At 28.7% G+C, this 20,244-nt stretch carries 20 protein-coding genes and 1 pseudogene; 12 read left to right on the forward strand and 9 right to left on the reverse strand.

Going from position 1 to position 20,244, the window contains the following annotated elements:
• The first annotated feature begins 137 nt into the window (after positions 1-137).
• From hemE to AC5SL8_RS06480, 9 genes and pseudogenes are all read left to right on the forward strand, one after another.
• Positions 138-1,142, forward strand: coding sequence for a uroporphyrinogen decarboxylase (gene hemE, locus AC5SL8_RS06440; RefSeq protein ID WP_494579804.1), 1,005 nt, complete (start codon positions 138-140; stop codon positions 1,140-1,142).
• Positions 1,143-2,177, forward strand: coding sequence for a ferrochelatase (gene hemH, locus AC5SL8_RS06445; protein ID WP_494579805.1), 1,035 nt, complete (start codon positions 1,143-1,145; stop codon positions 2,175-2,177).
• Positions 2,170-2,604: a protoporphyrinogen oxidase HemJ gene (gene hemJ / locus AC5SL8_RS06450; RefSeq protein WP_494579807.1), complete on the forward strand. Its 435-nt coding sequence runs from the start codon at positions 2,170-2,172 to the stop codon at positions 2,602-2,604. Before hemH ends, hemJ begins: the two co-directional genes overlap by 8 nt.
• Before the next feature lie 68 nt (positions 2,605-2,672).
• Positions 2,673-3,941 carry a transcription termination factor Rho gene (rho, locus tag AC5SL8_RS06455; protein WP_494579808.1) on the forward strand — a complete coding sequence of 423 codons (1,269 nt, stop codon included), beginning with the start codon at positions 2,673-2,675 and terminating at the stop codon, positions 3,939-3,941.
• 61 nt (positions 3,942-4,002) lie between these two features.
• A complete protein-coding gene (gene mnmE / locus AC5SL8_RS06460; RefSeq protein WP_494579810.1) occupies positions 4,003-5,334 on the forward strand; it encodes a tRNA uridine-5-carboxymethylaminomethyl(34) synthesis GTPase MnmE in 1,332 nt (443 codons plus the stop codon).
• A 165-nt stretch (positions 5,335-5,499) separates the two neighbouring features.
• Positions 5,500-7,371, forward strand: a complete 1,872-nt coding sequence (gene mnmG / locus AC5SL8_RS06465) for a tRNA uridine-5-carboxymethylaminomethyl(34) synthesis enzyme MnmG (RefSeq protein WP_494579812.1) — start codon at positions 5,500-5,502, stop codon at positions 7,369-7,371.
• Positions 7,371-8,008: pseudogene (locus tag AC5SL8_RS06470) on the forward strand (16S rRNA (guanine(527)-N(7))-methyltransferase RsmG). Before mnmG ends, AC5SL8_RS06470 begins: the two are co-directional and overlap by 1 nt.
• The gene (locus AC5SL8_RS06475) at positions 8,009-8,803 is read left to right on the forward strand and encodes a ParA family protein (RefSeq protein WP_494579814.1); all 795 of its coding nucleotides are present in this window, start codon (positions 8,009-8,011) and stop codon (positions 8,801-8,803) included.
• Positions 8,803-9,651 carry a ParB/RepB/Spo0J family partition protein gene (locus AC5SL8_RS06480; RefSeq protein WP_494579815.1) on the forward strand — a complete coding sequence of 283 codons (849 nt, stop codon included), beginning with the start codon at positions 8,803-8,805 and terminating at the stop codon, positions 9,649-9,651. The genes AC5SL8_RS06475 and AC5SL8_RS06480 overlap by 1 nt, the downstream gene beginning before the upstream one ends.
• On the opposite strand, the gene holA is transcribed toward AC5SL8_RS06480, so the two are convergent.
• From holA to AC5SL8_RS06500, 4 genes are all read right to left on the reverse strand, one after another.
• The gene (gene holA, locus AC5SL8_RS06485) at positions 9,648-10,634 is read right to left on the reverse strand and encodes a DNA polymerase III subunit delta (protein ID WP_494579817.1); all 987 of its coding nucleotides are present in this window, start codon (positions 10,632-10,634) and stop codon (positions 9,648-9,650) included. The two genes, AC5SL8_RS06480 and holA, sit on opposite strands and share 4 nt — an antisense overlap.
• 1 nt (position 10,635) lies before the next feature.
• Positions 10,636-11,085, reverse strand: a complete 450-nt coding sequence (locus AC5SL8_RS06490; protein WP_494579819.1) for a hypothetical protein — start codon at positions 11,083-11,085, stop codon at positions 10,636-10,638.
• Complete coding sequence (gene leuS / locus AC5SL8_RS06495; protein WP_494579821.1) at positions 11,085-13,625, reverse strand: leucine--tRNA ligase; 2,541 nt, start codon at positions 13,623-13,625, stop codon at positions 11,085-11,087. Before leuS ends, AC5SL8_RS06490 begins: the two co-directional genes overlap by 1 nt.
• A gap of 80 nt (positions 13,626-13,705) precedes the next feature.
• A complete protein-coding gene (locus AC5SL8_RS06500) occupies positions 13,706-14,284 on the reverse strand; it encodes a DUF3576 domain-containing protein (RefSeq protein WP_494579822.1) in 579 nt (192 codons plus the stop codon).
• 172 nt (positions 14,285-14,456) lie between these two features.
• Between AC5SL8_RS06500 and AC5SL8_RS06505 the strand changes: the two genes are divergently transcribed.
• The gene (locus tag AC5SL8_RS06505; RefSeq protein WP_494579824.1) at positions 14,457-15,536 is read left to right on the forward strand and encodes a porin family protein; all 1,080 of its coding nucleotides are present in this window, start codon (positions 14,457-14,459) and stop codon (positions 15,534-15,536) included.
• Positions 15,537-15,555: 19 nt separating this feature from the next.
• Here the strand turns inward: AC5SL8_RS06505 and AC5SL8_RS06510 are convergent, their stop codons facing one another.
• A complete protein-coding gene (locus AC5SL8_RS06510) occupies positions 15,556-16,122 on the reverse strand; it encodes a thiamine phosphate synthase (RefSeq protein ID WP_494579825.1) in 567 nt (188 codons plus the stop codon).
• On the opposite strand from AC5SL8_RS06510, the gene AC5SL8_RS06515 reads away from it, so the two are divergent.
• Positions 16,117-16,770 (forward strand): YggS family pyridoxal phosphate-dependent enzyme, encoded by a 654-nt coding sequence (locus AC5SL8_RS06515; RefSeq protein WP_494579827.1) that lies wholly within the window; start codon positions 16,117-16,119, stop codon positions 16,768-16,770. The genes AC5SL8_RS06510 and AC5SL8_RS06515 overlap by 6 nt on opposite strands.
• On the opposite strand, the gene AC5SL8_RS06520 is transcribed toward AC5SL8_RS06515, so the two are convergent.
• On the reverse strand, positions 16,767-17,255 hold the full coding sequence (locus AC5SL8_RS06520; RefSeq protein WP_494579829.1) for a L,D-transpeptidase family protein: 489 nt from the start codon (positions 17,253-17,255) through the stop codon (positions 16,767-16,769). The genes AC5SL8_RS06515 and AC5SL8_RS06520 overlap by 4 nt on opposite strands.
• Positions 17,256-17,275: 20 nt before the next feature.
• Between AC5SL8_RS06520 and AC5SL8_RS06525 the strand changes: the two genes are divergently transcribed.
• On the forward strand, positions 17,276-17,857 hold the full coding sequence (locus AC5SL8_RS06525; protein ID WP_494579831.1) for a winged helix-turn-helix domain-containing protein: 582 nt from the start codon (positions 17,276-17,278) through the stop codon (positions 17,855-17,857).
• Positions 17,858-17,863: 6 nt separating this feature from the next.
• On the opposite strand, the gene AC5SL8_RS06530 is transcribed toward AC5SL8_RS06525, so the two are convergent.
• From AC5SL8_RS06530 to dapB, 3 genes are read right to left on the reverse strand one after another with little or no spacing between them, the layout of a single operon-like run.
• The gene (locus AC5SL8_RS06530) at positions 17,864-18,793 is read right to left on the reverse strand and encodes an adenosine kinase (RefSeq protein ID WP_494579833.1); all 930 of its coding nucleotides are present in this window, start codon (positions 18,791-18,793) and stop codon (positions 17,864-17,866) included.
• A 1-nt stretch (position 18,794) separates the two neighbouring features.
• Positions 18,795-19,448: an endonuclease III gene (gene nth, locus AC5SL8_RS06535; RefSeq protein ID WP_494579834.1), complete on the reverse strand. Its 654-nt coding sequence runs from the start codon at positions 19,446-19,448 to the stop codon at positions 18,795-18,797.
• Complete coding sequence (gene dapB, locus AC5SL8_RS06540; RefSeq protein ID WP_494579835.1) at positions 19,448-20,224, reverse strand: 4-hydroxy-tetrahydrodipicolinate reductase; 777 nt, start codon at positions 20,222-20,224, stop codon at positions 19,448-19,450. The genes nth and dapB overlap by 1 nt, the downstream gene beginning before the upstream one ends.
• Positions 20,225-20,244: the final 20 nt, after the last annotated feature.

The raw sequence follows: 20,244 nt of genomic DNA on the forward strand, positions 1-20,244 counted from the left end.
ATTAATTATACTATTTAAAAAGAGATCTTAAATATTATTAATTGTTAATAAAAAGTGTATAAAATTGGTAAAATAATTTATTACCATTATTCACATACTATATAACTAATACTATAATTAAATAATTACTTATTATTATGACTCCTATTCAGGAAACAATATTAAATAAAAAAACCACAAATACACCCATATGGTTAATGAGACAAGCAGGAAGATATTTGCCTGAGTTTAGAGAAATTAGGAAAAATAATCCAGATTTTATAAAATTATGCTTAAATGAAACATTATCATCTGAAGTTACTTTACAACCTTTAAAAAGATTCGAGCTAGATGCTGCAATAATTTTTTCAGATATTTTAATGTTGCCTTATGGATTAAATCAAAAAGTAGAATTTAAAAAAGATTTTGGCCCTCTGTTAGGTGATTTAAATTTAGAAGATTTGGTAAAAATTAATGAAACAGATTTTTTAAAAAAATTGGATCCAGTTTACAAATCTATTAAGAAAGTAAGTGAGCAAAATTTAATTAATAATAAGAGTTTAATAGGTTTTGTTGGCGCACCCTGGACACTATTGGTTTACATGATTAATAAACATTCGCCAAAAAAACAATTGGAAAAAAAAATTTTTTTTGAAAATAAAAATCTAATAAAAAAAATACTATTAATCTTAGATAAATTTTTAAAAATACATATTGATCAACAAATTAAAAATGGAGCAAACATAATACAAATTTTTGATAGTTGGGCTGGATTGTTGGATGAAAATGATTTACCTAATTACGTATACAATCCAACATTAAGTTTGGTAAACTATGTTAAATCGCTTAATGTTCCTGTAATTTGTTTTCCTAGAGGAATAAAAAATTATAAAAATTATTGTGATATAGTCAATCCGGATGCAGTCAATATCGATTATGATGTAGATCCAATCTCAATATTTAAATCAATCAACATTCCTGTACAAGGAGGGTTGGATCCTAAAGTTTTGCTAACAGATATTAGTAACCTTAAAAAACAAGCCTTAAAATACCTAGATATATTTAAAGACCATCCTTATATTTTTAACTTAGGCCACGGTGTCCTGCCAGAGACCAATCCTGAAATGGTTGATTATTTAGTAAAGATAGTAAAAGATTATTAAATGAAAAAAGCAATAATTTTATTTAATCTTGGGGGCCCAGACAAAATAGAAAATGTTGAGCCTTTTTTATTTAATTTGTTTAATGATCCAGCAATATTAAATTTACCAACTTTTCTAAGATATCCTCTTGCAAAATTAATTTCTAATAGAAGGGCGCCTGTTGCAAAAAAAATTTATGAAGAGCTTGGTGGCGCATCACCAATATTAAAACTAACAAAAGAACAATCAGACGCTCTTGAAAAAAAGATTAATCAAGATCAAGAGGTTGACGAATATAAATGTTTTATTGTTATGAGGTGTTGGCACCCAAGAGCGGAGCAAGTGATTAAAGAAGTACAGTTTTTTAATCCAGAAGAAGTTATTTTAATGCCCCTCTATCCCCAATATTCTGCAGCAACCTCTGGGTCTTCAATTAAAGAATGGAAAGATGTTTGTAAAAAAAATCAGTATAAAGTTAAAACAAGTACCATTTGTTGTTATCCAACTGATCAAAACTTTGTAAAAGCTCACACCAAAGAGATACTTAAAAAGATTAAAGATTTAAAAAATTTTAAATTAATATTTTCAGCACACGGCTTGCCAGAAAAAAATATTAAAAAAGGAGATCCCTATCAATGGCAAGTAGAACAGTCAGTAAAAAAGATAGTGGAAGAATTAAATATTGAAAACTTAGATTGGATATTAAGCTATCAAAGTAGAGTTGGTCCACTTAAGTGGATTGGACCATCAACAGAGGACATCATTATAAAAAACTCTAAAATTGGAAAACATATAGTCCTGGTGCCTATTGCGTTTGTTTCTGAACACTCGGAAACGCTTGTTGAACTAGACATAGAATATAAAGAGCTTGCGGATGCAAATGGTTGCAAGAATTACACAAGAGTCCCTGCCCTTGGAACAAATGAAGATTTTATTAAAACAATGTCAGATTTAATAATTAAAAAAAATGAATATGAGTTTAAAGATGATCTTTATCCTCCAAAAATTCAATGTCCTTTAGAATTTAAAAAATGTCCATGTTTAAATCATGAATAGTTATTTATTATTCAAAAGTTTACATTTAATAGCCGTCATTTCTTGGATGGCGGGACTTTTATATCTACCAAGAATTTTTGTTTATCATGTTGAAAACTTAAACGATCAAAACTCTTCTTCAATTTTTAAAACCATGGAACGAAAGTTATTTTTTTACATCATGATGCCGGCCATGATTTTAAGTTGGATTTTTGGATTTATTTTAATTCTTACTATAGGAATTGATATTTTTTTTACACTTTGGGTAAAGTTAAAATTATTATTTGTTATCTTATTAACGATTTATCATTTCTATTTATCTAAATTGCTTAAAGATTTTAACTTGAACAGAAATACAAAATCATCAAAATTTTTTAGAATACTTAATGAGGTACCAACAATATTGTTAATTTTGATTGTTTTTATTGTAATATTTAAACCCATTTAGACTTGTAATATTTTAAAGAGCATATATATTCTATCTATCTTACAAATCTCAAACACACCCCCCACAACATGAATATACAAGAACTTAAATTAAAATCATCTGAACAATTAATTACACAAGCAGAAGAGCTTGGAATTGAAAATGCGAGCACACTTAGAAAGCAAGAAATATTATTTGCCATACTAAAAAAAGTTGCAGAAAAAGAGGAAATTACAGGTGCTGGTGTTTTGCAATTATTACAAGACGGTTTTGGTTTTTTAAGAGCCATGGAGTCAAATTATTTAGCTGGTCCCGATGATATATATGTTAGTCCAAGTCAAATAAGAAAGTTTGGTTTAAGAACGGGTGATACTGTTGAGGGTCCTGTTAGAGCACCAAAAGAAGGCGAAAGATATTTTGCATTATTGCAAGTTAGTAAAATAAATTTTGAGGAACCTGAAAAGGCTCGTCATAAAATCGCATTTGATAACTTAACACCTCTCTACCCAGATCAACAAATGGTCATGGAAATTGAAACAACTAAAATAGAAAAAAAACCAGACTTAACACCCAGATTAATTGATCTTGTAAGTCCAATAGGCAAGGGTCAAAGATCAATTATTATTTCACCTCCTAAGGCAGGTAAAACTATGATTTTACAAAGCATAGCAAATTCTATCGCAAAAAATTACCCTCAAAGTTATTTAATGGTTTTGTTAATTGATGAAAGACCAGAGGAAGTGACAGACATGCAAAGAACGGTTAAAGGTGAAGTTATTAGCTCAACATTTGATGAGCCCGCTTCAAGACATGTTGCTGTTGCTGAAATGGTTATCGAAAAAGCAAAAAGACTAACGGAACATAAAAAAGATGTAGTTATTTTGTTAGACTCAATTACTAGACTGGGCAGAGCCTACAACGCAGTAATTCCAAGCTCTGGAAAAGTTTTAACAGGTGGTGTTGATGCGAACGCGTTACAAAGACCAAAAAGATTTTTTGGAGCAGCTAGAAATATTGAAGAAGGTGGATCTTTAACAATTATCTCAACTGCTTTAATTGATACCGGTTCAAGAATGGATGAAGTAATTTTTGAAGAATTTAAAGGAACAGGAAATAGTGAAACAGTTCTAGATAGAAAAATTGCTGACAAAAGAATTTATCCTGCAATCGATATAACTAAATCTGGAACAAGAAGAGAAGAATTACTTTTTAACAAAGATGATCTTTCAAAAATGAATGTTCTGAGAAGAATTATTGCTCCAATGGGCACTATGGATGCAATTGAATTTATTAACTCAAAACTTAAAGAAACCAAAAGTAATGCAGATTTCTTTAATTCAATGAACAAACCAGCCTAAAAAATTTATTTCATTAATTTAAAGTTTTACATGAGTGTAAAATTGAAGCTATAATAATTGCATGACAATTTATGCTCTATCAACTGGTCCAGGTATTTCAGGCATAGCCATAATTAGAGTTTCAGGTGAAGACACAAAAAAAATAATAAAGTTATTGACCAACGAGAATTTGCCAAAAGCCAGAGTGGCCACATTAAAAAAGATCAATAAAATTAACACTTCTGAGCTTATAGATGAGGGTATAATATTATGGTTTCCCGGCCCTGAGAGCTACACAGGCGAGGATATGGCAGAATTCCATGTACATGGTAGTAAAGCTGTAATTGACGCTCTACATTCATCTATTTCTCAAATTGAAAATTGCCGCTTGGCAGAACCTGGCGAGTTTACAAAACTTGCATTTCAAAATGGAAAAATAAATTTGCTTAAAGCCGAAAGTATAGCAGATTTAATTTCAGCAGAGACCGAAATTCAAAGGCAGCAAGCGATAAAAATAATGCATGGTGAATCATCAGAAATATTTAATGATCTTCGAGAAAAACTTTTGAAAATTTTATCAAATGTCGAAGCAAAAATAGATTTCCCCGATGAAGATTTGCCAGTGGATGTTTTAAAAAATATTAAAAAAATTTCTAATGAAGTCATTTTAAGCATTAAAAAAATTTTAAACGATCAAAAAGTTGGAGAAAGGATTAGGGAAGGTTTTAAGATTGCAATTATAGGACCAACTAATGCTGGAAAATCTAGTTTACTAAATCATCTATCAAAAAGAGATGTTGCAATAGTATCCGAGATAGCGGGGACCACAAGAGACGTAATAGAAACTCATTTAAATATTGATGGATATCCAGTTGTGGTTTCCGACACTGCAGGAATTAGAGACTCTAAAAATGAGATAGAAAAAAAAGGAATAAAGCTAGCCCTTGATAAGGCGGAAAATGCAGACCTAAAGTTGATCATTGTAGACGCTAAAAGTATTGATTTTAAAGGAGTTTTGAGGAAATTGATGGATGAAAATGCAATACTTGTAGTCAATAAATCTGATCTTTTAAAAAAAGATTTAAGCTCTGAAATAAAAAATTTTGAACATGTTTTAATTTCAGTAAAAAACAATCTCAACATAGAAAATTTAATTTTAAAAATTAAAGATAAATTAAAAAATAAATTTATCACAAATAAAGATATTTTAATTACTCGCGAAAGACACAGACAACATCTTGAACAAAGCTTAAATTATTTAAAAAACTTTGAAGAAAAAAATGAAGCAGAGGATTTCGATAAAGCTGCAGAGGATCTTCGTTTAGCAACACGACATTTGGGAATGATAGTTGGAAAAGTAGATGTTGAAGAGATATTAGGTAGTATTTTCAACGATTTTTGTATAGGCAAATAAACAAGATTTTGCGGGGTTTTTCAGCATATTTTCTCCATTTTTGTTGATAAACATAACTAATTCGTCAATTTAAATCATAAATACAGTCAGAATTGCTTTAGATAAATATCTTTAAAAAAAATACTGTCTGCTTGTAAATATTTATATCAGTTATAAATTTAGCTTATGAAAAATGATTTGTCATTTGAGGTAGTGGTTATTGGTGGAGGACATGCTGGTTGTGAGGCTGCAACAGCTTCTGCGCGTCTTGGAGTTAATACCGCCCTATTCACACATAAGATTGAAACGATAGGAGAGATGTCTTGTAACCCAGCGATAGGTGGTCTTGGTAAAGGTCATTTAGTTAGAGAGATAGATGCATTAGATGGTGTAATGGGAGAGATTGCAGATAAATCAGGCATACAATTTAGACTGCTAAACAGAAGTAGAGGTCCAGCCGTTCAAGGTCCACGAACTCAATCAGACAGATATTTATATCGTAAATATATGCAAGAAAAACTACTAAACTATTGTAATTTAACAGTTTTTTCAGATCCTGTAATTAGATTTATTTTTTTAAAAAACACTATAACTGGATTTGTAACAAAATCTGGAAAAAAAATTTTATGTAATAAATTAATACTAACAACAGGCACTTTTTTAAATGGATTGATACATATTGGTGAAGAGAGAACGCCAGCTGGAAGATACAATGAGAAACCTTCTACAGGATTAAGCGAGCAGTTGGAGAAATATAATTTTAAAATTGGAAGATTAAAGACAGGCACCCCTCCACGATTAGACTCAAGAACAATTAATTATAAAAATTTGGAAGAACAGTTTGCAGACGAGGATCCTTATTTTTTTTCTTTTTTAACTAAAAAAAATATTAACAAACAGGTTTCATGTAGAATGACCTATACTAATGAGAATGTTCATAACATTATTCAAAAAAATTTAAAACGAAGTGCCATGTACTCTGGTAGCATACAGGGGGTTGGTCCGAGATATTGCCCATCAATAGAGGACAAGATCGTAAAGTTTGCTGATAAAGGTCGCCACCAGATATATTTAGAGCCAGAGGGCTTAAATGATCACACAATATACCCCAATGGTATATCTACGTCACTTCCCGAGGAAGTTCAACAAGAAATATGTAATAATATCAGTGGTTTAGAAAATGTCAAGATAATTAGACCTGGATACGCTATAGAATATGATTATATAGATCCAAGAGAGCTTTTTTTAACGCTTGAAACAAAAAAAATACCTAATTTATATCTTGCGGGACAAATTAATGGAACAACAGGTTATGAAGAAGCTGCAGCACAGGGGCTCATTGCAGGAATAAATGCTGCTCTATCTTTTAAAAATGAAGAACCTTTTATTCTAGATAGATCTGATGCCTACATAGGCGTTATGATAGATGACCTTGTAACCAAAGGCGTAGCTGAGCCATATAGAATGTTTACCTCTAGAGCTGAATATAGACTAACCCTAAGAGCCGATAATGCCGATCAAAGATTAACTGATAAAGGTATTTCAATTGGTTTAATAAATGAAATAAGAAAAGTCCTTTTTGAGGAAAAGTCACAAAAATTAAAAATAATTGTAAAAAAAATGTCAGAATTATCAATTTCGCCAAATAAAGTTAGGAATTTTGGGATAAATATAGCTCAGGATGGAGTTTTACGAAAATCAAATGAAATATTGTCTCAAAAAGGAGTTAATATGCAAAAAATAAGAGAAATATGGGCAAATATTCCCTTTTTTGATAAAAAAATAGATGAGCAAGTTGAAATTAATGCCCATTATATGGGGTATTTAAAAAAACAAAGATCAGATATTTTAGCCTTTAAAAGAGATGAAAATTTATCCATACCTGAAGAATTTAACTATGATAACCTCTCAGGTCTTTCAAATGAGGTAAAATCTAAATTTAAATTGATCAGGCCAAAAACCTTGGGTCAAGCTTTGAGAATTGACGGAATTACCCCAGCAGCTGTATATATTTTGTTGTCACATGTGAAAAGAAAGTCTATTAAGCTTATAGCTTAATGGAAGAAATTTTAGATAAATATCCACTATTAAAATATCAAAATGTTTCACGTGAAACTTGTGTAGATTTTGAAAAATTTATTATTCAATTAAAAAGAAATAATGAAGAAATTAACCTAATAAGCAAGGAAAATGCCCAGGATAATACAATAAGAGAACGACATATAGTAGATTCAGCTCAAAGTATTGATTTTGTTGATTTTAACAGCAATATTGTAACAGATATAGGTTCAGGAGGTGGATTCCCAGGAATAATAGTGTCAATTTTGATCAAAAACTTAAAAAAAAACGTAAAAGTTAACTTATATGAAAAAAGTCATCATAAGAGCGTTTTTTTAAGAAAAATATCTAGAGAATTAAAATTAGAAACAGAAGTAATACAAAAAAATATTTTTGAGATAAAAAATATAAAGTCAGGTACAATAATGGCAAGAGCATTTAAGCCCTTACCAATAGTTTTAGAATTAGTTTACAAAAATTTTAATAATTATAAAAATTTAATTTTATTTATGGGTAAAAATGGTGAAAAAATTTTGGAGGACACTTTAAAAATTTGGGATTTTGATTTTGAAAAAAAAAAAGTATCACAAGCCAAGATTCTTTTTTATTAAACATAAAAAATATTAAAAAAAAATAGATGCAAATTATATCTGTAATAAATCAAAAGGGTGGGGTAGGAAAAACTACAACTGTAATTAATCTTGCCGCAGGATTAGCTCAAAAAGAAAAAAAAGTTTTAATTATTGATCTTGATCCACAAGGTAATGCTACAACAGGACTTGGTTTATCAAATTTAGAAAATTCAAATGAAACAATTTATGCTGTTCTCAATGGCTCTAAGTCAATTTCTAATGTAATTAAAAAAACAAACTATCAAAATTTAGATGTAGTAACTTCAAATGTTGATTTGTCTGGTTTAGAGGTTGAGACCGCAGGAGATAGCAAACGAGCCTTCATTTTAAAAGGTGAATTAACCGCTTATTTAAATGATTTTAGAGGACAGTATGATTATATCTTAATTGATTGTCCTCCATCCCTAAGTTTGCTCACTGTCATGGCTTTAGTTTCATCTCACTCCTTAGTTGTTCCATTGCAGACTGAGTTTTTTGCGCTAGAAGGATTAACACAGTTAATGAAAACAATAGAAAGGGTAAAAACAAATTTAAATCCTGATTTAAGAATTAGAGGAATTCTTTTAACAATGTACGATAAAAGAAATAAATTATCTTCCCAAGTTGAAAAGGAAGCTAGAGATTTTTTTAATGATAAAGTTTATTTAACGGTCATTCCACGAAATGTAAGACTGTCAGAAGCCCCATCTCATGGAATGCCAGTTTTAATTTATGATAAATCTTGTCCTGGAAGTAAGTCGTATTTTAGCTTTACAGATGAATTTATTAATCAAGAAGAAACAGTAGGGAGTGCTGCATAATGGATAGAAATAAAGTTAAGAAGGGTCTAGGTAGAGGATTATCTTCATTAATAGGTGAGACAAAGACAGAGGTAAATATTAATAAATTATCTATCAGCAATTTGGTTAGTAATAAATTCCAACCTAGAAAAATTTTTGATGAAGAAAATTTACAAGACTTAACTAATTCAATAAAAAAAAGAGGAATTATACAGCCAATAATTGTCAGAAAATCATCTGATGATAGTTCCAAATATGAAATAATTGCAGGTGAGAGAAGATGGTTGGCAGCTCAAAAGGCAGGTCTTCATGATGTGCCTGTAGTAATTACAGATGTCGATGATTTAAAATCATTAGAATTTGCAATAATTGAAAATGTTCAAAGGAACGATCTTAACGCATTAGAAGAAGCTCGTGGTTATCAAAGATTGATAGATGAATTTTCCTACGATCAAGAAAAAGTAGCTGAATTTATTGGAAAAAGTAGAAGTCATATAACTAATTTTTTACGACTGCTTACACTTCCAAATGGAGTTTTGAAATTAATTGAGACAAAAAAAATAACTCCAGGACATGCAAAAATTTTAGTAGGTCTTGATAATTCAGAATTTGTTGCAAATAAAATAGTTGAGAAAAATCTCTCTGTTAGACAAGCAGAAAATTTTGTAAAAATTTTTAAGATAAAGAAACAATCCTTTAAAGGACAACGTGACATTAATTTACAATCATTAGAAAACTCAGTTCGAGAAAAAATTGGTCTTAATGTTTTAATTAAAAATAAAAAAAACAACACAGGGTCTCTTGTGTTTGAATATAAAGATTTAGATCAATTAAATAAGCTAATTGAGATTATAAAAATTAATTATTAATTGATATAAGTTTTTTCAATTATAAAATTTGATAAAATATTAATTGAATTTACAGGATTTTTTTTAATTAACAATTCGACCTCATTAATCTCATAAAGTAAAGACTTTGCTTTATTATATGACCAATTTTTAATTTGTTGTTTTATAATTTCTTTATCTTTCCAAAATATAGGTGGTCTAAATCCAGCAATTGTAGCATCTAAATTGTTTAATTTAGCTTGTTCTTTGCATAATCTAACTAGTCTTTTTGTCTTTATTAGCATAGTTCTAGTTATAAGAATGCAGTCTTCCTGGGAATAATTGTTTTCGTTAAGCACATTGATTGTTTTTTTTTTATTTTTAGATAAACAACTATCGATTAATTCTGAAACACTATAATTTTCAGCTAAATTTGTTAGTTTAAGAATATCTTCTATTTGAATTTTTTTTTTATTTTGTGAAAAGTTTTTTATTTTTTCAAGTTCATTTTTTAAATTTTGTCTGTCACCGCGTGACCTTCCCACAATTAAATTTATTATTTGTTGAGAAATTTGAATATTATTTTCTCTAAAAAATTGACTTGTTATTGTTGATAATGTTTGTGCATTATCTTCGTAAAATGGAACACATACGGTTAGTTCATTTTTTTCAAAAAATGATCTTAATTTGGATTTTTTTTCAAGTATTCCTCCGTTAACAATTAAAATCACTTCCTCAGGATTTTTTTCTACAATTTCTTCTACCAATTCTTTAATCTTATCCGTGGCTCTATTAATAATAATTAATTTTTCATTTTCAAAAAAAGATTTTGTTAAAAGGTTTGAAAAAAAAGTTTCTTTATTATTTAAAATTTCATTTTCTTCATAGAAATAACAGTTTTCTAGGTTTTTTTTTTTAAATTCATCATCAATTAATTGATTTTTAAAGCCCTGGTTTTCACCATAAAATAAAAAAAATTTGTGTTTGTCTTTAATTTTTTTTATTTCGAATGACTTAACAATCATTTTAAAATTTTGATAAATATCTTATTACTTCTTCAATAACTTTTTCAATTAATATTATTTCAATATCTTTCTCATATTGGCTAAGTGCAAATTTATTCGAATTAGAATTATAATCAAATTGTTTAAAGAATTCTTTTTCTACTTTTTTGTTTTGATCATCAATTGTTTTAAGATTTAATATTATGGTCATTTTATAACGAGAAGGATTACCCATTGAGTCTTTTGAAATTATGGAAATATTTTTTTTTGAAACAATTTCCAATACAATTTGTTTGTTAGCGTCACTGTTAGAAAAATTTTTTATTCTTTTTTCAAATATATTGTTTAATTTGTTTGTCTCCAACTTTTTGATGCTAATAATATTAAAGTTAATATTTTTGTTTGAATAAATAGATTTATATCCACAGCTATTTAATATTATAAAAATTATAATTAAAATTATTTTATTCATCAGATAATAAAGTTTATCAGTTTATTTTTAATATAGATTGTTTTTTTTAATTCTTCATTATTAATAAATTTATTTATTAAAGGATTATTTTTTATTTTAATAATTAATTCACTTTCAGAAATCTCACTAGTTAGATTAATTATACCTCTTTTTTTACCATTTATTTGAACAACGATATTAATATTTTCATTCAATATCTTTTTTTGATCAACATTTGGCCACTCAAGTTTATTTTTAGAATCTAGTTCTAGCAAACATTCGCTTGCAAGGTGAGGAGCCACAGGATGTATTAGACTTAATATTTTCTTATAATTTTTTGTCAAACTCAAATAATTAATTGGTTTTTCAATTTCTTTGTTTAAGTAATTATAGGTTTCATGATAATTTGCTATAATTACATTGTAATGAAAATTATCTATATTTTTTGTAATTTTATCAATCATAATATTGGTAAACGATTCCAATGAACTAGAGTCACCATTTTCATTTTTAAGTGAAATTTTTGAAATAATTTTTTTGTGTAAAAGCCAAAACTTTTGAATAAATTTATATGAAGCTTGCATTCCTTGATCAGACCACTGCACATCTTTTTCAGGAGGACTATCTGATAAAATAAAAAGTCTTACCGCATCTGCACCATAATTTAAAATAATTTTTGCTGGATCCACCGTATTCTTTTTAGATTTTGACATAGACTCACTTGGTCCAACTTGTATTTTTTCATCAGGTTTTCCCTTTAAATAAAAGTTTATGTTGTCGCTTGTTTCAATATCATCAGGACTTAACCATTGATTGTTTTTATCTTTATAAGTCTCATGACAAACCATTCCTTGTGTAAAAAGTCCTTTAAATGGTTCAGGGTTTATAAATTCTTTTCTTTGATCTTTTATTGCATGCATAAAAAACCTAGAATATAAAAGATGTAGTATTGCATGCTCAACACCTCCAATGTATTGGTCGACAGGCATCCAATATTTAATTTCATCTAAAGCAAATCCTACTTCAATGTTCTTGCTTGAACAAAATCTTAAAAAATACCAAGAAGAGTCCACAAATGTGTCCAAAGTATCCGTTTCTCTTCTGCATTTTTGACCATCTATTTCTATTTCAATCCATTCTTTTTGATGATCTAAAGGATTACCTTTAGTATTTAAATTAATGTTTTCTGGTAGTGTTACAGGTAAATCTTTTTTGGGAATTTTAACAATTTCATTTTTTTCATTATAAGCAATCGGTATAGGGCAGCCCCAATATCTTTGTCTTGAAATGCCCCAGTCTTTAAGCCTAAAATTAATTTTTTTTTTACCTAATTTTTTTTCTTCTAATATTTTAATAGCCTCTAAAATAGATTGATCTGGTGCACTTAAATCATTCAAAAATTTTGAATTAATTATTTTACCAGGACCAGTATAAGCCTTGCCACTCAGTTCAATTTTATCTTTTGAGTCAATTGGACTAACAACTGAAATGATATTTAAGTTATATTTTTTTGCAAAATCAAAATCTCTTTGATCATGTGCAGGACAACCAAATATTGCCCCAAATCCATAATCCATTAATACAAAGTTTGCGAAAAAAACAGGTACTTTTATAGTTGGGTCTAAGGGATTAATAGCCATTAGACTTGTTGGAAATCCTAATTTTTCTGCTTGAGCAATAGACTCTTCTGTTGTGCCAGTTTTAGAACACTCTCTCTTAAATTCTAAAAATTTTTTATCATTTTGATAAAATTTTGCTATCGGGTGATCAACAGATACTGCCAAGAAGGAGCAACCAAATAACGTGTCGGGTCTTGTGCTAAAACATTTTATGCTTTTTACAGGCACCTTACTATCTATTTGAAAATCTATTTCACAACCAAAAGATTTACCTATCCAGTTTTTTTGCATAGTTTTCACTTTATTAGGCCACTCATTAAGTGTTTCTAGCCCCTCTAATAGCTCGTTAGAAAATTTTGATATATTGAAAAACCATTGGTTTAATTTTTTTCTCTCAACTAAAGCACCAGATCTCCATCCTCTTCCATCAATTACTTGTTCATTGGCCAAAACGGTTTCATCAACCGGATCCCAATTGACATAATTTTCTTTTCTGTAAACAAGACCTTTTTCATATAATTCTAAAAAGAGAGCTTGTTGATGCTTATAATATTCAGGTGAGCATGTTGAAATTTCTTTATCCCAGTCAATTGAAAGACCTAATTGTTTTAATTGGCCTCGCATTGTACTAATATTTTTTTCAGTCCATTTTTTTGGATCTAATTTATTTTGTCTAGCAGCATTTTCAGCTGGCATACCAAAGGAGTCCCAGCCCATAGGGTGTAAAACATTATAACCTTGCATTATCTTAAATCGTGCTAAAACATCTCCTATGGTATAATTTCTTACATGTCCCATATGAATTTTACCCGATGGGTAAGGAAACATTTCTAGACAATAAAATTTTTTTTTATTTTTGTCTAATGAGCTTTCAAAAAAGCCATTATTGATCCAATGATCTTGCCATTTTTTTTCGATTAGTTTAAAATTGTATCTAGTCAATATTAATAAAATTATTTATTTTTTATTAAGGTCATTCCTTATCCACCGAGGCTCATTTTTTACTACACTATTTTGCGACATTACTTATCTTTAAGTGTAGTTCGTTTCTTTCTACCATATTCTTTGGCATTTTTTGAAAATAGACCTTTTTCTAAAATTGCAGCGCGTTTAAGAATTGCTAATTTTATTTCAGGTTCTATGTTGGATGTAATTTTATTAACATTGCAACCCGTTCCATTGCTTAGGCATATTCTTTCGTGGACACTGATATCTAGAGCATCAGCTCTAATTTCATTAGATAAAAATCTTACAGTAATCTTTAAGTCTCTCTTTTCATTTTGATCATTTGAATTACCATCAAACCATTCTGTTATTAAAATACCTCCAGAGTAACTCGCATTTGAAAAGGGAACAAAATTTAGTACATCCATAGACGCTCTCCATAATTCATTAGAGGAGGCAAAATCAAAAGTGCCCCCACTTGAGGATCCCTTGCCAAATCTAATTCCTCTACCTTCTGCAATATTTTTCTTTATCCGATCATCAACATTTACTGGTGTATCTTTAATATCGGCTCTTTTAAAAATGCTATTCGAACATCCCGAAAAAGTGAAAAAAATTAGAAAAAGAAAGATAAAATATTTTTTTAAGAAATACATTTGTAGTCAAAAACCATTTGTTTTGTTGAATTTCAACAAAAAAATTGATCATATGTGATAATTTTGTCACATTTCAATAAAATAGACACTTTAGAGTAAATTTTTCAAATAAAAAAAAATTTTTTTGTTAAAAAGCCTTATTCATATGAATAATAACAAAAGGAAAATAAATATGACAAATATAAAAAAATTGGGTCTTTCAGCATTAGCAGGTTCGCTAGTTGCAGTTAGTGCTCAAGCAGGAGAAATTTCTGTAACAGGTTCTGCTAACGTAACATACGTTACTGGAAAAGATGCTGCTGCAGGAAAATCAATCGGTACTGATAAAGACGTATCTTTTACAGGTACTGGTGAATTAGATAATGGTTGGACTTTCACAGTTAGCTCATTGTTAACTGATGCTATTTCTATATCATCATCTTACACATCTATGACTATGGGTTCTCTAGGAACTGTATCTTTTGGTACAGATACTGGTGGAGCTAACTACAAGTATGATGAAGAAGTGCCACAAGCATACGAACAAATGTCTGATGCACAGAACAATTCTGCTAACAGAATTGGTAACTTCGGTGACACAAACATGATCGTTTATAACTCACCTTCATTTGATTTAGGTGGTGTAACTGCATCATTTGATTTAGAATACTCGCCAAACGTAGGCGCTAGTGGTACTGGTGTAATGGTTAATGATGGTGGTAGTGTATCTGTAAATGAAGACTTCGGATCATCAAGTGCTGCGGGTGTAACTTTAAGTTACGATGCATTAAAGTTTGGTATCTACGGTGCTGAGATTGAGAGAACTGCTGAAGGAAATACAGACGTAGCAGACGCTTTTGAAGGTGCATGGTATGTAAACTATTCATTTGGTCCAGTTGCAGTTGGTTACACTGAATCTTACATGGATGGTGGTGCTAATGGTACTATCGAAGATGTTAATGATGCAAAAAATGTTGGCAGTAACACAAGAACAGCTGCTGGTTTCTTTGAAGGTAATCAAATGTCGATCGCTTTCAACGTGAATGAAAACTTTTCGGTTTCATACACTGAATCAGAAGAAACTTATGATGCGCAGGATAATGCAGCAACAGCTGTAGCTGATGTTGTAATGAAAACTGATGGTATCCAAGCAGCTTACTCTATGGGTGCTATGTCAATTAAAGCATACAAAATTGACGTAACAAATCCAGCGTATGATGAAGATGCAGCTGATAAATCTATGACTGAAATCGCACTTGGTTTAGCGTTTTAATTAGATAAATCATTTAATTTTAAAACGGCCCAAAATTAATTTTTTGGGCCGTTTTTTTTATCCAGGATATTCCCGCAAAACCCTCACAATTTAAGAGTTTTAATTTTTTTAAATTCTTTTGATTAATTCCTCCAAGAGCAATAAAGACACTTTTGCTATTCGTTGTAAGTAAGTTAAATTTATTAATACCAAGAAAACCAATCTTTTTATTAACCTTAAATGTTGGAGCTAAGAAAATTAAATTGCAACCTTGATCTTCCTTCAGTTTAATTTCAGCTCTGTTATGAGCTGAACCTATAATTAAAAAATCATTTGGTTTGGATAAAAAATTGAAATTTTTAACTTTGTTAAAAGATGGAATATAAACTCCGTTTAATCTATGTTTAATAGCTAATTTAATATTATTTGACAAATAAAGCTCTCTTTTATTAGCCCTACAGTAATTTTTTAATGATAATATTGTACTTTCATCAGGTTTTTTTTTATAATTACGATAAATAATTGAAATATTTTTATTTAAGTTATTTAAATCAGCAGGATTGAAATCCTCAACAAACAAGTAAATTTTAGGAAATTTTTTTTGCATCAAAGTATTAATAATCTAGTTTCTATCCAAAATACATTAAAGATAGAAAAAAAAGATTCAAATCAAACAAAAATAATAGCTGTTAGTAAAACATTTCCAATTAATGAAATATTACCTTTAATTAATCATGGCCAAGTTCATTTTGGAGAGAATAAAGTTCAAGAAGCGTTAGAGAAATGGCAACCGATCAAGCAGGACTTTAAACATCTTCAATTACATATGATTGGTAAACTACAGTCAAATAAAGTTAAGTTTGTTGTGGGTTTATTTGACTATATTCATTCATTAGATAGCTTAAAATTAGCCAAAAAAATTTCTGAAGAACAAAAAAAATTAAAAAAAAAATTAAAGATATTTATCCAAATAAATATTGGAAACGAGAGCCAAAAAAGTGGAATTGATCAAGCTGAATTAAATGAATTTCATAAAATATGTATAAACGAATTAGAATTAGATATTATTGGATTGATGTGCTTGCCACCACAAAATGGAGATACTAAAAAATATTTTTCTAAAATGAAGAATCTTGCAGAGAGAATAGATGTTAAAGAATTAAGCATGGGCATGTCAAATGATTACCTTGAAGCAGCGAAATATGGGTCTACCTACCTAAGAATTGGATCTAAAATTTTTGGAAATAGAAATTAACCAATTTTTATCTTGGAGTTATTTTTTATTAATTTTACTAAAATTTCAAAATCTTTCCTCTTTAGTGCTATGCAACCCGATGTTGGTCTATAGTTATCGGTTAGATGAATAAATATAGCACTACCCTTATAAGGTATTTTTTTATCATTATGACTAATTGTAATTAAGTAATCATACTTATGATCACTTCTATATAAGTATTCTTTAAGATTTTTATTTGTAGTTTTAATTTCTGTATTATATCTTTTATCATTTGAGTCATCACACCAGGCCATATTTTTATTAATTGCTTTTTTATTAATTGAGCATTTTGGAATACCAACACGATCTTTTCTGAAATATAATTTCTTTAAATTAAATAAACCTTTCGGTGTTGAAAAATCTCCCTCTTCTTTTTGTGAGTTTAAGCCATTTTTTCCCACACAACATCTCATCTTAAAATCATCAATTATAAGAGTGTTTTTATTTAGTACATGAATTATCATAAAAAAAATTAAATATATTTATGCAAAATGTTATTATAATAAATTATAATTCACTATATGAAATATTTGATGACTTAAAAGAAAATTTACCTTTTAAAACAATTAAATTTAAAAATGAAGATGACTTTTTAAAAGATAATAGTCTTGATAAAAGAAAATCTCTAATCATCTTAAATAAAAAAACGAAACTATTATTTAATCATGGTCTTCATGAAAGTAACATTTTATATTTAAATGACTTACCCTTATCTTTTGAAAAACTTTTAGAAAAAATTAATATTAACTTAATTAAATTAAGATACAGTTTACAGTCTAAAATTAATATAAAAGATTTTCAATTAGATGTTAATTCAAAGCACTTATCTAAATTTGGTATAACTTTAAAATTAACTGAAAAAGAAATTGAAATAATACTGTATTTAAATAAAAAAAAAATTAATTGTGATATTGCTGATTTACAAAAAAATATTTGGGGGTATTCTGCAAATATTGAAACACACACAGTGGAGACTCATATTTATAGATTAAGAAAAAAAATAGACAAAGTTTTTAAGGATAAAAAATTTATTGTAAGTCAAAAAAATGGTTATTTAATTGGCTAAAAAATTTTAATTAAGTCTAGCACCCACTTTTTGAATTATTTTTGCAGACATATCAGTTCCTTTTTCTAGAGCCTCTTTGGTTGAGATATTGTTAATAAATCCATGAAGAAAACCTGCTGCAAAAAGATCTCCAGCACCAGTTAAATCAACAATTTTTAAATCTGTCTTACTTTTACATTCCATAACTTCTTTATTTTTAATGGCCACACTTCCTTTTTCACCACGTGTAATAATTAAGATTTTTTCAATTTGTTTGCCAAACTCAACAACATCCCCAAAATCTTTAACATCAATTAATGATTTAATCTCTTGCTCATTAGCAAAAATAATATCAAGTTTATTTTTCACTAAATCTAAAAATTCATTCTTATGTCTTTCCACACAAAATTGATCTGACAGAGACATTGCTTTGGTACGAGAGAAAGACATTGCTTTATCAAAGGCCGATTTTGGCTCTCCCTTATCCCATAAGTAGCCTTCAAGAAAAATCATTTCACTTTCTTTTATAGCTTTTTCATCAATATCATTTTGATTTATTTTTCCTGCGATACCCAAATAAGTGACCATCGTTCTTTCGGCGTCAGGAGTGATTAAAATTAAACATGTTCCAGTTGGTAAAATTTCTCTTTTTTTATTATAGAAAAATTGCACTTTTTCTTTGGTTAGACCCTCTTCATATTTTTGTCCTAGATCATCAGCATTAACTTTACCAATAAAACCAACATCATTTCCTAATTGAGATAATCCAACAATAGAATTTGCAACCGATCCACCAGAAATAGTTTGTTCTATTTTAAGAGTTGATAATAGTTTTTTAAATTCAACTTCATCAACTAATTTCATTGTGCTTTTTGTTAATTGATTATCAATTAAATATTGATCATTAATTCTACATACAACATCCACAATAGCATTACCAATTCCTAGAATTTTCATATTAAGCTTTTTTTATTTGAACATGATTTCTTCGATTAGGATAACAAGTCTTACAGATTTTACAAGTCAAACCATAACACTCTCTAGCTTTACAAAACTCTCTTCCATAATAAATTATTTGTAAATGCAACTTACTCCATGTTTTTTCTGGGAATATTCTTTTTAAATCTTTTTCTGTTTGAATTACATTCTTGCCACTAGTTAATCCCCATCGTTGAGCTAGTCTATGGATATGAGTATCAACTGCAAAAGCAGGAACTCCAAATCCTTGAGACATAACTACACTTGCTGTTTTATGGCCCACGCCAGGAAGTTTTTCGAGTTCTTCAAAGCTTTTAGGCACTTTACCCCTATGCTTTTCTATAAGTTGTTTAGACATTAGATAAACATTTTTTGCTTTAATTCTGAAGAGACCAATACTTTTAATTAATTTTTCAATTTTTTTTCTACCTAATTTTACAAAATGTTCTGGTTTATTATATTTTGGATAAATATTTTTCGTAACATTATTAACATTTAAATCTGTGCATTGTGCTGATAGAAGAACTGACATTAGTAAAGTAAAATTGTTTATGTGATTTAATGGGATAGGAGTTGTTGGATAAATTTTATTTAAAATTTTAAGTATTTTTTTAGCTTTTTCCTTTTCATCCATTATTTAAAGTTTAATAAATCTCTCATTGAGTAAAGTCCAGGTTTCTTATTGATAAGCCACTTTGCAGCCGTTAAGGCACCATCTGAATACAGCGCCCTATCAAATGCTTTATGATTTAATTTTATGATTTCTTTCCCACTTGAGAATGTAACTTCGTGCTCTCCAATAATTTCACCTTTTCTAATTGAATTAAAATTAATTTTTTTTCCATAGGGAAAAGTTTTTTTATTTAAAAACTTTTTACCCATTAAATTATAAAGATTTTTTTTCTTACCATCTGCAATGCCTTTACCAAGCATTAGGGCTGTTCCTGATGGATAATCTTTTTTATGCTTATGATGCACTTCATACACTTTACTTAAATATTCATCATGCAATGATTTTGAGGCAATCTCTGTTAGATACATTAGTAAATTCACCCCCAAGCTCATATTACCCGCTTTTAGTATGGGAATTTTTTTTGAGTAATTTTTTATTATATTTTCTTCTTTTTGATTAAATCCAGTTGTACCAATCACTACTCTTTTTTTTAATTTAGATGCAATTTTAAGGATATCAAAAGTACAATTAGGTACCGTAAAATCTATTATAACATCTGAATTTTTAAAAGCTTCATTTGTATTAAGATTAAGTTTTATTCCTGCAATTTTTTTGTTAAAGGTTTTATTTTCAGTTAGTGCTACTAATTTAAAATTTTTATTTGATCTTGAAGATTTAATAAGTTGTTGACCCATTCGACCAAGACAACCAGATATTGCTAAATTAATTTTTTTCATTAAGGAAAATATTAACCTTT

The organism is Candidatus Pelagibacter sp. PS_41 (genome assembly GCF_059417725.1).

Excerpts from the sequence above, each read along its gene's own strand:
- dapB (WP_494579835.1), bottom strand. The coding sequence starts at position 20,224 with ATGAAAAAAATTAATTTAGCAATATCTGGTTGTCTTGGTCGAATGGGT.
- AC5SL8_RS06505 (WP_494579824.1), top strand. The coding sequence starts at position 14,457 with ATGACAAATATAAAAAAATTGGGTCTTTCAGCATTAGCAGGTTCGCTA.
- AC5SL8_RS06490 (WP_494579819.1), bottom strand. The coding sequence starts at position 11,085 with ATGAATAAAATAATTTTAATTATAATTTTTATAATATTAAATAGCTGT.
- AC5SL8_RS06530 (WP_494579833.1), bottom strand. The coding sequence starts at position 18,793 with ATGAAAATTCTAGGAATTGGTAATGCTATTGTGGATGTTGTATGTAGA.
- AC5SL8_RS06475 (WP_494579814.1), top strand. The coding sequence starts at position 8,009 with ATGCAAATTATATCTGTAATAAATCAAAAGGGTGGGGTAGGAAAAACT.
- AC5SL8_RS06510 (WP_494579825.1), bottom strand. The coding sequence starts at position 16,122 with ATGCAAAAAAAATTTCCTAAAATTTACTTGTTTGTTGAGGATTTCAAT.
- hemJ (WP_494579807.1), top strand. The coding sequence starts at position 2,170 with ATGAATAGTTATTTATTATTCAAAAGTTTACATTTAATAGCCGTCATT.
- mnmG (WP_494579812.1), top strand. The coding sequence starts at position 5,500 with ATGAAAAATGATTTGTCATTTGAGGTAGTGGTTATTGGTGGAGGACAT.
- hemH (WP_494579805.1), top strand. The coding sequence starts at position 1,143 with ATGAAAAAAGCAATAATTTTATTTAATCTTGGGGGCCCAGACAAAATA.
- rho (WP_494579808.1), top strand. The coding sequence starts at position 2,673 with ATGAATATACAAGAACTTAAATTAAAATCATCTGAACAATTAATTACA.
- nth (WP_494579834.1), bottom strand. The coding sequence starts at position 19,448 with ATGGATGAAAAGGAAAAAGCTAAAAAAATACTTAAAATTTTAAATAAA.
- mnmE (WP_494579810.1), top strand. The coding sequence starts at position 4,003 with ATGACAATTTATGCTCTATCAACTGGTCCAGGTATTTCAGGCATAGCC.
- hemE (WP_494579804.1), top strand. The coding sequence starts at position 138 with ATGACTCCTATTCAGGAAACAATATTAAATAAAAAAACCACAAATACA.
- AC5SL8_RS06520 (WP_494579829.1), bottom strand. The coding sequence starts at position 17,255 with ATGATAATTCATGTACTAAATAAAAACACTCTTATAATTGATGATTTT.
- holA (WP_494579817.1), bottom strand. The coding sequence starts at position 10,634 with ATGATTGTTAAGTCATTCGAAATAAAAAAAATTAAAGACAAACACAAA.
- AC5SL8_RS06500 (WP_494579822.1), bottom strand. The coding sequence starts at position 14,284 with ATGTATTTCTTAAAAAAATATTTTATCTTTCTTTTTCTAATTTTTTTC.
- AC5SL8_RS06480 (WP_494579815.1), top strand. The coding sequence starts at position 8,803 with ATGGATAGAAATAAAGTTAAGAAGGGTCTAGGTAGAGGATTATCTTCA.
- AC5SL8_RS06525 (WP_494579831.1), top strand. The coding sequence starts at position 17,276 with ATGCAAAATGTTATTATAATAAATTATAATTCACTATATGAAATATTT.